Raw genomic sequence first — 12,040 nt, 5'->3', positions numbered from 1 at the left:
GGGCCAGCGCCCACTGGTCGTGGGTGGCCTTGGTGATACTGCCCGCCCACCGCGCCGACGACCTCCCCGTCAGCCCCCGCTTGCGCACCGCCCACCCCGCCGCATCATGCGCCAGCCCCTGCCGGGAACGTACGGCGAGATCACCCGCGGCCAGCGAACCCAGGAACACCCCGACCTCAACCAGCACCACCGCATCAGCCTCAGACACCCGCAGCCGGTCCCGCACCGCCACCCCGGCCGGACCGGGCACCACGAACGACGCCACCACCTCCCGCAGCCCGCCCACCCCTTCACCCCCCGGCCGAAGACCCCCATCACCGTAGCCAACGAGCCGCCCCCGCAAAGGTCACCCATTCGACCCAAGAACTCCCGTTCCCTTCGAAAGCAAGACCCAGAACACACCCACGGCAGAAGAGAAACACCCCCGGCGCACTGCGGACGACCCCAACCCACACCCCGACCCTCACACTCGCTCACACTCGCCAAAACTCACTACCGCTCACTACATCGCCAGCAGTTCCCAACCCCCGCCGTCACCCTCAACCGATGGTGGCGAGCCTGGTCGGACAAGGACCCACCCTCCGGGCACCAGGCCCTGATCGACGCGGTCACCACCGGACATGGCATTGACCTCTACCGGCGGATTTAACGAACTACCGGTAGACGGTGTCGACGGCTGCGGGCTGCGAGGCGCGCGCCACGACGAGGAGGAACAGTCCGCAGGCCGCCACGAGCAGCCATCCTGGACGCGACGCGGCGGCGAGGTCGGCGGGGCCGGTGCCCGCGACCAGGCCCCCGGCGACGGCGATTCCGACCGCCGCACCGATCTGGCGCGCGGTGGAGGTGATCGCCCCTGCCACGCCGGCCCGGGACGGCGGCAGACCGCTGACCGCGGTGTTGGTGAGGGGGGCGTTGGCGAAGCCGAACCCGACGCCGATCAGCAGGTGGGCGAGGAGGAGCAGCGGCACGCTCGTGTCCTGGTCCAGGTTCATCAGGCACAGACCGCCGACCGTGGTGAAGGCGCCCGCGAGGATCAGCGGACGCCGCGGTCCAAGGCGCCCGACCAGGGTGCCGGACCAGGGCGCGCACAGGGTGGCCCCGAGTGCCATGGGCAGGGTCGCGGCGCCGCTCGCGAGCGGTGTCCAGCTGCGGGCGTGCTGGAGGTAGAGGGTGTTGAGCAGCAGGCTCACGTTCAGCGCGACGAACACCGCCATGGCGCCGAATACCGCCGTTGCGAACGGCGGTCGTCGGAAGAGGCCGAGGTCCATCAGGGGTTCGCTGCGGCGCAGCTCGGCCAGGACGAACCCGGCCGTCGCCGCCGTGATCAGGGCGTAGCCGGTGAGGGCCGCGGGCGAGGCCCAGCCGATGCCAGGTCCTTCGATGAGGACGCCGACGAGAAGGCCAAGGACCACGGTGAGGAGCACCTGGCCTGGCAGGTCGAGGCGCCGGGCGCGCTCTGCGCGGGACTCCGGCACGAACACGGCGACCAGGACGAGGGCGGCGATGACGACCGGCGCGTTGATCCAGAACACCGAACGCCAGCCGAACGCGGCGATGAGCGCCCCGCCGGTGACCGGGCCCGCCGCCATGCTGAGCCCGAAGACCGACGCCCACACGCCGATCGCCCGGGCCCGTTCCCGTGGGTCGGGCATCGCGTTTACCACGATCGCCAGGGCCACGGGGCTCAGCATGGAGGCCCCTACCCCCTGGACGGCCCGGGCGGCAACGAGCACCCCGAGTGACGGGGCGAGGGCGCACGCGAGGGAGGCCAGGCCGAAGACGAGCAGTCCGCACTGGAAGATGCGGCGCCGTCCGAAGCGGTCCGCGAGCGCGCCGGAGACCATGAGGAGGCTGGCCAGGACCACGGTGTAAGCGTTGACGACCCATTCCAGACCGCGGGTGCCCACGTCAAGGCCCTGCCCGATCTCGGGCAGGCCCACATTGACGATGGTGGTGTCCACACCCACCAGGAACATGCTGAGCGCGCAGACGGCCAGCACCGTCCAGCGCCGGCGCGCGCTCAGCGCGGAGGGTGGAGCGGCCAGGGATGTCGTGAGCACGGGAGGTCCCCCTTCTACGGGATCGGCTGCCGCCCAGGCTCGGGTCGCGGCAGGGCCCACGCCCAGGAACTTTGCGAAGACTGCAAAAATGGCCGCATGGACGCCGAACTCGCGGAACTCCTCGACAGCATCGGGCCACGACTGCGCGCCCTGCGGCGCGACCGCGGCCTCACCCTCGAAACCCTCGCGGCGGACACCGCAATCTCCGTGAGCACGCTGTCGCGCCTGGAGTCGGGCCGACGGCGCCCGACGCTCGACCTTCTCATCCCCCTCGCCCGCGCCCACCGCGTCGCGCTGGACCAGCTGGTAACGGCTCCGGCCACCGGCGATCCGCGGGTCCATCTGAAGCCGCGGAGCCGGGAGCGCGGAAGCGTCCTCGTCCCGCTGACGCAGTACCCGGGCCGGGTCCAGGTCTTCAAGCAGGTGCTCGCGCACCGCGAGCCGAGACTGGTAACCCACTCCGGCTACGAATGGCTCTACGTGCTCGCCGGCGAACTCCGCCTCATCCTCGGGGAACGCGAGATCACTCTCCGGCCGGGCGAAGTGGCCGAGTTCGACACCAGTGAACCCCACTGGTTCGGCCCCGCCGATGCCGAAGCGGTGGAAATCCTGCACCTGTTCGGCCCCCACGGCGACCAGGCCGTCGTCCGCACCGGCCCGACAGCGAACGACTGAGAAGTTCAAGCAGCCCCGGTGAAGGGCTCTAAGTCTGTCGATCGAACGGGAGTCTCGATCGGGTGATCGCGTGGCCCTGCCCGGCATGAGAGCAGGGCCTGGCGGTATACGGGGAAAATCCAGGGGAGCGGACGGCCGCGCGCTGCTACGGTCGGGCGCCATGAGCTGGCTTCCCGATGACTTCGTCCACCCCGTCCGGGTACCGCTGCCGGGCGGTGGTCATCACCTGCGGCCGATCCGGGAGGTGGACACCCCGCTCGACTATCCGGCTGTGATGGGTTCGCGCGAGCGGCTGTGGATCATCTTCGGCCCGGCCTGGGGCTGGCCCGCGGCCACCATGACCTACGAGGCCGACCAGGCCGACCTGTTGCGCCACGAGAAGGAGATCGCCGCGCACCAGTCCTTCAACTACGCGCTGTTCGACGCGGCGGAGACAGCTCTGCTCGGCTGTGTCTACATCGACCCATCGGAAAGGGCCGGCGCGGACGGCGAGATCTCCTGGTGGGTGGTGGACGAGCTGGTGGGCAGCAAGGTCGAGCAGGCCCTCGACGCGCTGGTGCCGCAGTGGATCGCCGCCGACTGGCCGTTCGAGCAGCCGCGCTTCCTCGGCCGCGAGATCTCCTGGTCGGACTGGCTCGCCCTGCCGCAGCATCCCGACCCGTAAGTGGTTGTTGCCCGTACCGATCTCGAAGGCTGTCGATCGAACGGGAGTCTCGATCGGGTGACTGCGGCGGTTTCCGCGCGTGAAAGCAGGGCCTCCTGGTAGCTCGGGGGTGCGATCCCATTCCGAGTGGTTCCCGGAGGCCCTGTTGTCTTTGTTGTACGTGCCCGAGCACGTTGACTTCAACTCGCCCGCCGTGCCGTGCGATTGCCTCGCGCATGTGTACGGCAACGCGGCCGACCATCCGGACCGGGTGCGCCGGTATCCGTCGGACATGACGGACGCGGAGTGGGCGGCCGTCCGGCCGTTGTTGCCGGTGCCTGCCTGGTTCCAGGGGCGGGGTGGACGGCCCGAGGGCTACTGTCATCGGCAGTTGTTGGACGCGATCCGCTACCTGGTCGCGGGCGGGATCTCGTGGCGGGCGATGCCCGCGGACTTCCCCGATTGGGGCCGGGTCTACGCCTTCTTCCGCCGGTGGCGCGAGCACGGGCTGATCGCCGAGTTCCACGACCGGCTGCGCGGGACGGTCCGTGAGCGCGAGGGCCGCGAGGCCGAGCCCACGGCCGGGGTCATCGACGCGCAGTCGGTGCGGGCCGCCGCGACGGTGCCGGCCGCCTCACGCGGCTACGACGGCGGGAAGAAGGTGCCGGGCCGCAAGCGGCACATCGTGACCGACACCCTCGGCCTGCTCACGTTCGCGTGGTTGATGAACTCCCGCCGTCTGGCCCGGGACTACGAGACCCTGCCCGCCACCAGCGAGGCGATGATCCGGTGGTCGATGGTCACGCGGATGAGCCGGCGTCTGGGACGGCCACGGTCCGCCGGCCGGCACTGAACGCCCCGACGCCTCCAGGAGGAGCCACCCGCGCTCCGCCAGGCGCCGGGCTTTCGACCGCAGCCCCTCGGCATCGACACCCACCACAGCGGGCGGGACGCACAGGCACCGGACCTGACCCAGGCCGCTTTAACGACGGACTGGGAGGCCAGGAAGGTCATCTGCCCCCAGGGGGCGTCCAGTGCCAGCTGGTCCCAACAGCGCAAGGCCAGCGGGACCCCGCTCGTCCGGGTGCACTTTGCGCTCGCCGACTGCATCGCCTGCCCGCTGAAACCCAAGTGCACCAAGGCAGCCAACGGCAAGTGCAGCCGCAGCCTCACCCTGCTGCCCCGCGAGCAGCAGCAGATCCTCGAAGAACGACGCGCCGAACAGCAAACCGACCTCTGGAAAGAACGCTACGACGTTCGCGCCGGGGGTGGAGGGCACCATCTCCCAGGCCGTCCGCCGCACTCGCCTGCGCCGCACTCCCTACCGAGGCCAGAGCAAAACCCACCTCGCGAACATTCTCTCCGCCACCGCCCTCAACATCACCCGCGTCGACGCCTGGCTGCACGGCACCCCACTCGGCACGGCTCGCGTCTCCCACCTCTCACGCCTCACCCTCACGGCATGGCCCACTGTCGAGAGCCGTTTTGCGGATTTCCCAACGGAGTCGCTCACGAGGGGGAGGAAGTCAAACGCTGAAGGAAGGCCTCGGCGTGCGCTCCGCCATCAGGCCCGCCAGAGCTGCCCGCGATGAGACTCCCGTCTTGCGGTAGACCCGGGAGATGTGGGTCTCGACCGTGCGGCGGCTCAGGCAGAGTCGTTCGGCGATCGCCGGGCTGGTGAGTCCGTCGGCGACGAGGTCGGCGATCTCCCGTTCACGGGCGGTCAGTTCGGCGAGGCGGCGCTCGGGCCCGTCGGCGGCGGCCACCGCCGGGCCGACCGCCTCGGCAAGCCCGGCCAGCATCCCGCAGCCCCCAGCCGCGGCCAGCCGCCGCCCGCGGTGCCAGGCCGCCTGCCCGCGCCGCGCACCGTCGGGGTCCGCCGCCAGCAAGGACGCGCCGAAGAGCAGGGAGAACGCCTCCCAGAACACCGCTGCGCTGCGGGCACTCTCATCGGCCGCCGCCACGAACAGGTCCGCCGCCACCCTGTCGTCACCGAGACCGAGGTGCACGTGCGCGGCGCTGCGCATGGCCGAGGCGCGCTGCACGGGCAGATCGAGCCTCTCGGCCTCCTCGTGGGCCCGGTCGGCCCAGTCCTTTGCCGCGTCCAGGTCACCCATGCTGACGGCGGCGGTGACCAGGACCTCCAGGAACAGCGGGCGCATGGAGGGCTGCATCCGCCGCAAGTCGGGGCCACCGGCGCGCAGCACCGCCTCCCGGGCACGGGCCGGGTCGCCGGCGGTGAGTGCCGCGTAGCCCAGCACGCACCAAGCGGTGGATGCCCACCAGTTGACGCCCGGACCCGCTGCGGCGACCGCTTCCTCGGCGGTGGCCAGTGGTCGCGGGTCGCCGGGTGGGCAGGCGTCGACCAAGGCGTGGGCCCTGGTCGCGAGGACGAAGGCGAGCAGTTCGTCGCTGCCGATGCCGCGGGCGATGTCCTCGGCCTCCTCGGACAGCTCCACCGCCGACGCGAGCCGGCAGGTCTGGATGTGCACGTGTGTCTTGCACAGCAGAAGGTGGGGCAGGAGGTAGAGCTGGCCGGTTCGGCGGGCTATGGCCAGACCGCGATCGGCGTGCCGCTCGGCGTCGGCGAAGCGCTCCAGGAACGCCTCCGCCCAGGCCAGCCGTACCAGCGGCTCGCACAGGCCGGTCAGATCGCCGTCCGGCAGCGAGTCCACGAGGGCCGCCGCCCGGCGGGTGAAGTCGTCCGCCGCGGCCGTCTCCCCCTCGTAGGCCTCTCCCAGCGCCGCGACGCTCAGCGCACCGGCCACCCCCGTCTCGTCCCCGAGGGAGCGGGCCACCTCCAAGGTGTGTGCCACGTCGGAGCGCACCGCCGGGTACGAGGTGTCGTGGGGGGCCGAGGAGCCCAGCTCCAGGCCCAGCGCCACCTGGTCGGCGAGCGACGGCACGGGATCAGTGCGGTGCAACTCGCGGCGGAGCAGGGCGACCGCCTCCGCGTAACGCCCCAGATGGCGCTCCATGACGGCGCACAGCACGACAGCGGACGCCCGCGACCCCGTCCCGTCGCCCGGGTCGGGCAGGGCGATCACCTGGTGCAACAGGTCCCGGCTCTCCCGCAGCCGGCCGCCGACGCCCAGCGCCCGGGCCCGCCGGAGCATCAACTCGCGCCGTCTGCCCGCGTGTTCCGGCGTGTGCGGAAGATGCCGCAGCATCACCTCCAGCCAGTGCGCGCTGCTCGCGGGCGCCGTGTGCGCGGCCTGCTCGGCGGCCTCGTCCAGCACGGCCGCCGCCCGCGCATCCCAACCGGACAGCGACTGCTCGGCGTGGTGCGCCCGCTCGGCCAGCGAGGCGCCGGTCCGGGCGAGTTCGGCGCCGACGAGCCGGTGGGTCTCCGTACGCAGCCACGGGTCGGTGCCGTCGCGGACGAGGCTGCGCAGCACGGGGTGGCGCAGAGTGATCCGCCCGTGCGTGCCGGTGCGCAGCAGGTCGCGCCGGGTCAGTACGGCGAGGTCCTGGGCGAGTTGTGCGGGCTCGTGGCCGGTCACCGGGCCGAGCAGCGCAGGTGTGGCGTGGTCGCCCAGCACGGCCACCACTTGGACGAGCCGACGCTGCGACGGCGTCAGCGGGGTCAGCTCGTCGAGCAGCAGCGCCCCGAGGCCAGTCGTGGACAGCCGGCTCACCGACGCGCCCTCGCGGTGCGCCTGGAGCAGGGTCAGCAGGTACAGCGGGTTGCCCTCGCTCGCCGTGAAGAGCCGTACGGCGTCTTCGCGGGCCAGGTCGGGGGTGAGCAGTTCGACGCACTCCCGCTCGCCGAGCGGGCCGAGGGCCGTCCGCCGTACCGTGCCGGTCTCCGTGCCGCGGGTGAGGGTCGCGGCGAGCGCCGCGGGGCTCTGCCGGTCGCGGCGGGCGAGGACCAGCAGGACGCGGGCGCGCACGGGGTGCCGTACGAGATGGTCGAGGAGTTCCAGCGACGCGGCGTCCGCCCAGTGCATGTCGTCCAAGACCACTACCAGTGCAGACGCCGCGGCGTGGGTCAACAGCGCGGCGGTGGCACGGTGCAGATGGAAGCGGTCCGTGCTGCGCGGAGCCCCGCTGAGCACCGGGGCGACCTCGGCGCCCGCCGGGAAGGACTCCACGACCTCCGGGTCGAGGTCGGAGAAGGCGTCGGTGAACGGCTGGAAGGGGATGTGGCGTTCGTACTCCGTCGCCCGGCCGCGCAGCACGGCCGCCCCCCGCCGCGTCGCGCCCAGGCACAGCTCGTGGACCAGCCGGCTCTTGCCGATGCCCGCCTCACCCCCGACATCCAGCACCGCCGGGCGGCCGGGCACGTCCCCCACCAGATCCGCCAGCAGCCGGTCGAGCCGCGCGAGTTCCGCCTCTCTGCCGACCAGCGGTGTCCGTTCCGTCGTCATGCCCTCGCTCCCCCCACGAAGTTGGTGCCCCCGCACATCCTGTCGTACGCCACTGACAACCTGTGGGTTCGTGTCCGCGATCTCACACCGCGTCGACGGCGACACGTCGACGGCGAGCCGCCGGCCCGCGCGGGTGACCGTCGATCAGCGCGGGACGGGCAACCCTCGTCCACGTGAGACGAACGGGTGCAGAAACTACGTAACCGATCTACGTAACAGCACGATCGTCACGGTGTACGCCGTCTCTGCCAACACCCGCCGCTTCTGGGAACTCCCCGTGGCATCCGAACTGGCCTACACGCCCATCGACAACGCCGAAACACATGCGTCGCACCTCACCGACGCCGACGCCCCTACCGACCCCGAAGCTCCGCAAGCCGGCCCGTACGCACTACCCGAGTTCACGTTGAAACACATCCGGCCCTGACTCGCCCGCGGGCCCACCGCTCGGCACTCCGACGGCTCTCCGAAGTGAGGAGCCGGCGCCAACCATGGGGCGCGAGAGTTGAGTGTCGTCGCCACTCTGCCCATCCGGCGGTCGGCCCCTGTCGTCGCCGCGCACCTCCCGAGCTGGTGGCGTGAGTACGGCGTCCCGGGCCAGGTAAGTCACCGTGGTCTCGGGTGGCTCGGCGCGGTCACGCACCGGCTCCGGGACGACGTCACCCAACGACGGGCCGGCCAGGACGTCACGGGGCTTCGCCGCGCTCGGCAGACCCATGGTGCCCGGCATGTCGTGGTGGGTCGCCCTGCACTTGGCCTCCACGCTGATCGGGATCGTCGGCTGGGTCCGGGGGCCGTCCAGATCGGGTGTCGTGGCCTGCCGTGGCGTCGGCACGGCTCGTCGCCACCGGTCGTCGTGCGGCCCGCACTGTTCTGGCTGCGGATGGCCGTCACGACGACACTGGGCGCCGTCACCTCCGCGCTGCTCCCCGTCGGACGTATCACCGTCGGTTCTTCGAACGGATGCTGTGCGTGTTCGCGGGCGCGTTGGCGCCGGTTGCGGAAGGTCGTTGAACCGGTGCTGCGAAATACGTAGCCGCATACGTGGTTCTACTGAGGTCCCTTTCCTCCCGGCCGCCTATGTTCGAAGCCTCGGACGGCGCGAACGGTGTTGAGGGGACTGAGTGAAAGACAACTCCCGGGGAAGACAGGTCAGTTGGATGACCTTGTTGGTGGCGGGGAGTCTGCTGGCCGGGTGTTCGGCACAGGGGCCGGGCGACGCGCCTTCCCAGCAGAGCGGTTCGCCCGCGGCCAGTGCTTCGCCGAGCGCTTCGGGCGGTGCTTCGCCCAGCGTCGAGGCCGGCCCGTCGAGCAGCTCGTCCGCCGCCTCTTCCGTGTTCACGCCCGATGCCTCCCTCGTTCCCCGGACCTCGAAGGACGGGCGCCGGCTGGCCGAGTCCGTCGTCCTCGTCCCTGGCGACTGGGGGCGGGGTTACGTCGCCCAGACCCCGGCGGAGAGCGCTCCGGGCACCTGGGCCGTGCTGAACGAGAATTGTCGGTGGCAGCGGGAGACACTTCCGCGTGGGGTGCTGGCGAGCACGTCCCGCTACAGCCGGCTGCCGGCCGGCGAGGGCAAGGGCGCGGTCAAGGTGACGGCCGTGGCGACCGTGCACGCCTCCGCCCTCGGCGCCGACGAACAGCTGAGCACCACCCTCGAAGAGGTGCTGCGCTGCCCGGAGCAACAGCCAAGGTCAAACGAGCGGATCACGGGTCTCGCGTCGCTCGGCACCCCCTTCGGCGCCCGCGAGCAGGAGTACGCCGACGACTCTGTGCTGGAGGCGGGGCAGTTCGTCGAGAACGGCGGTGCCGCCCAGTCGTACCGGTGGATGCTCGCCCGGCTGGGCACGGTCGTCGTGGCCGTCTCCGTGACGGCCGGTACCGGTTACGCCGAGCAGGAACTCAATGAACTCGGCAGCAAGGCCCTGGCTCAGATGCTGACGCGCATCGAGCAGCGGCTGAAGGGGAAGTGATGGAGCCTCTGCGTACCTCCGACCCCGCCAGACTGGCGGACTACCGGCTGCTCGGACGGCTCGGCGCCGGCGGCATGGGCGTGGTGTATCTGGCCCGCTCGGCCGGTGGAAGTCTGGTCGCGCTCAAGGTGATTCAGGCCGAGTACGCCGAAGACTCCGATTTCCGGGAGCGGTTCAGGCGCGAGGCGGAGACGGCCCGCCGGATGACCAGCCGGTGGGTGGCGTCGCTGGTGGACGCGGACCCCGGGGCGGCGCAGCCCTGGCTCGCGACCACGTTCGTCCCCGGTCCCTCGCTCGCCGAGGCGCTCGCCGGGCACGGGCCGCTTCCGGTGCCGAGCCTGCGGGTGCTGGGGGCGCGGCTCGCCGAGGCGCTGGGGGAGCTCCACGCGGCCGGTCTCGTGCACCGGGACGTCAAGCCCGGCAATGTGCTGCTGGCGCTCGACGGACCACGGCTGATCGACTTCGGTGTGGCCCGCGATCCCGAGGACACCTCGCTCACCTCGACCGGTGTCGTGGTCGGCACGCCGGGGTTCCTGCCGCCGGAACAGGCCCAGGGCGCGGGGGATCCGGGACCGGCCGGAGACGTCTTCTCGTTGGGCTGTGTGCTGGCCTTCGCGGCGACCGGCCGCCTTCCCTTCGGCACCGGGTCGATCGACGCACTGCTGTACCGGACGGTGCACGACGCGCCGGATCTGGAGGGTGTTCCGGCCGAGCTGGCCGAGGTGGTGGGCAGCTGTCTGGAGAAGGACCCGGAGCTGCGGCCCACGGCCGAGGCGCTGTCCGAGGCCCTCACGGCCGCCGCGCCCGCGTCGCCCACCTCGCCTCCCGACCCCCGGGAAGCTCTGAGAGCCGTACCTCTTCCAGACCCCGACGAGGGCAGGACCGCCGGGGCGAAGGAAACCCGCGATCTCGCGGATGCCGCCTCCGGCGGGAAGGAGCCGGACCCCGCCGAAGAGGCCTGGCTTCCCGAGCCGTTGGTCCGGCTGATCGCGCAGCGGTCGGCCGCCGGGCTCGCGTTGCCCTCCATCGACGACACCGAGGTCGACCCGGTGTCCGCCGGTACCGCTCCGGCGGACACCTCGGCCGCGCAGCCCGCGCCCCGTGCCGGCGGTAGACGTCGTTTCCTCCTCCTGACCGGCGGCGCGGCGGTCGTCACGGCCGGTGGCGGACTGGCCGCGTGGGCGGCCCTCTCCCGTGACGACGAGAACGACGACGCCACCCCGAAAGCCGGCAGTCGCGTGTACACCCTCGGGCTGCATGCCGACCTGAGCGGCGATCAGAAGGCGGTCGGCCGGGCTCAGGAGCGGGGGCTGCGGCTCGCCGTTGACGAGTTCAACGCCCGTCCGGGCAGCCCCTTCGCCCTCGCCGTGAAGACGGTGGACGACGGCGGCGATCCGGTCCGGTCGGTCACCGCGGCCAAGAAGCTCGTCGCCGACCCTTCCGTGCTGGCCGTGATCGGTCCCACCACGGACGCCACCGCCCTGGCCTCACTGGTGACGTACGACGCGGCCTCGCTGCCCCTGATCGCTGTGTCGCCCGGCGCCACCGTGCTGGGGGTGATGGGCAGCCGGTCCTTCCTGCACGCCCGGGTGACGGACACGATCCTGCCGTTCTACCTCGACGCGTATCTGCGCGGCACCGCGAAGTCGCGCACGGTCGGGATCGTCGACGACCGCGCGGCGGACGCCTACGGCTGGGAGATCAGCAGCACCCTCGCGGGCATCCTGCGCAAGGCACGGCAGCCGGCCGTACCGAAGGTGGTCAGCGCGCTGCGCACCGACTTCGGGCCGATCCTGGACGCCCTGCTCGACGGGGGCGCGGACTCGGTGGCGTTCGCCGGCTATCACGACCGGGCCGCGCTGCTGGCCCGGGAACTGAGCCGCCGTGACTTCCCGGGGGCCAAGGCCGCCGCCCAGGGGGTGCTCGACGCGCGGTTCCTTTCCGCCGCGCAGGACGCGGCCGACGGCTGGGTGATCGTCGCCCCGGTCATGGACGCCACCGTGGCGCCCGAGGCGAAGACGTTCAGGGCCGCTTACCGCAAGCGTTTCGACGCGGAGCCGGAGCGGTACGCCGTCGAGACGTACGACGTGGCGCAGCTCGCCGTACGTACTCTGCGCTCGCTGACCGTCGGGCGTCGTACCCGGCAGAGCCTGACGACGGCACTGCGCTCGGCCACCTACAAGGGTGTCTCGAGGAACCTCGCGTTCGACAAGACGACCGGGGCCCTGGTCATCGACGGCAGCGGCGTCTACCTGTGGAGGGTCGACGGCGGCAGGTTCGCATACCAGGGCGTGGCGCCTTTCCAGGTGTCGACCTGATGGG

The 12,040-nt window shown here is 71.8% G+C and carries 8 protein-coding genes and 2 pseudogenes; 7 read left to right on the top strand and 3 right to left on the bottom strand.

The features are described 5' to 3' along the window. Nucleotides 1–286, bottom strand: a pseudogene (locus ACFYO2_RS40155) (IS200/IS605 family accessory protein TnpB-related protein); the annotation flags it as partial. A 367-nt stretch (nucleotides 287–653) separates the two neighbouring features. Continuing rightward, nucleotides 654–2,060 carry an MFS transporter gene (locus tag ACFYO2_RS40150; RefSeq protein ID WP_388359772.1) on the bottom strand — a complete coding sequence of 469 codons (1,407 nt, stop codon included), beginning with the start codon at nucleotides 2,058–2,060 and terminating at the stop codon, nucleotides 654–656. A 96-nt stretch (nucleotides 2,061–2,156) separates the two neighbouring features. Here ACFYO2_RS40150 and ACFYO2_RS40145 point away from each other — a divergent pair, with 96 nt between their 5' ends. The 4 genes and pseudogenes from ACFYO2_RS40145 (at nucleotide 2,157) to ACFYO2_RS40130 (ending at nucleotide 4,970) form a co-directional block, all read left to right on the top strand. Beyond that, the gene (locus tag ACFYO2_RS40145; protein ID WP_388359769.1) at nucleotides 2,157–2,735 is read left to right on the top strand and encodes a helix-turn-helix domain-containing protein; all 579 of its coding nucleotides are present in this window, start codon (nucleotides 2,157–2,159) and stop codon (nucleotides 2,733–2,735) included. Nucleotides 2,736–2,895: 160 nt separating this feature from the next. Then, nucleotides 2,896–3,399 (top strand): N-acetyltransferase, encoded by a 504-nt coding sequence (locus tag ACFYO2_RS40140; protein ID WP_388359766.1) that lies wholly within the window; start codon nucleotides 2,896–2,898, stop codon nucleotides 3,397–3,399. 271 nt (nucleotides 3,400–3,670) lie between these two features. Beyond that, a complete protein-coding gene (locus ACFYO2_RS40135; RefSeq protein ID WP_388359784.1) occupies nucleotides 3,671–4,231 on the top strand; it encodes a transposase in 561 nt (186 codons plus the stop codon). 72 nt (nucleotides 4,232–4,303) lie between these two features. Then, nucleotides 4,304–4,970, top strand: a pseudogene (locus tag ACFYO2_RS40130) (transposase). Here the strand turns inward: ACFYO2_RS40130 and ACFYO2_RS40125 are convergent. After that, nucleotides 4,905–7,748 (bottom strand): AAA family ATPase, encoded by a 2,844-nt coding sequence (locus ACFYO2_RS40125; RefSeq protein ID WP_388359763.1) that lies wholly within the window; start codon nucleotides 7,746–7,748, stop codon nucleotides 4,905–4,907. The pseudogene ACFYO2_RS40130 and the gene ACFYO2_RS40125 overlap by 66 nt on opposite strands. Nucleotides 7,749–7,818: 70 nt before the next feature. Between ACFYO2_RS40125 and ACFYO2_RS40120 the strand changes: the two genes are divergently transcribed. The 3 genes from ACFYO2_RS40120 (at nucleotide 7,819) to ACFYO2_RS40110 (ending at nucleotide 12,036) form a co-directional block, all read left to right on the top strand. After that, nucleotides 7,819–8,175 (top strand): hypothetical protein, encoded by a 357-nt coding sequence (locus tag ACFYO2_RS40120; RefSeq protein WP_388359761.1) that lies wholly within the window; start codon nucleotides 7,819–7,821, stop codon nucleotides 8,173–8,175. A gap of 733 nt (nucleotides 8,176–8,908) precedes the next feature. Continuing rightward, the gene (locus ACFYO2_RS40115; RefSeq protein ID WP_388359759.1) at nucleotides 8,909–9,718 is read left to right on the top strand and encodes a hypothetical protein; all 810 of its coding nucleotides are present in this window, start codon (nucleotides 8,909–8,911) and stop codon (nucleotides 9,716–9,718) included. Then, nucleotides 9,718–12,036 (top strand): ABC transporter substrate-binding protein, encoded by a 2,319-nt coding sequence (locus ACFYO2_RS40110; RefSeq protein WP_388359756.1) that lies wholly within the window; start codon nucleotides 9,718–9,720, stop codon nucleotides 12,034–12,036. The genes ACFYO2_RS40115 and ACFYO2_RS40110 overlap by 1 nt, the downstream gene beginning before the upstream one ends. Nucleotides 12,037–12,040: the final 4 nt, after the last annotated feature.

It is taken from the genome of Streptomyces sp. NPDC006602 (assembly GCF_042870385.1).
Lineage (GTDB): Bacteria > Actinomycetota > Actinomycetes > Streptomycetales > Streptomycetaceae > Streptomyces.
This window is presented reverse-complemented; position numbering and strand designations above follow the sequence as displayed.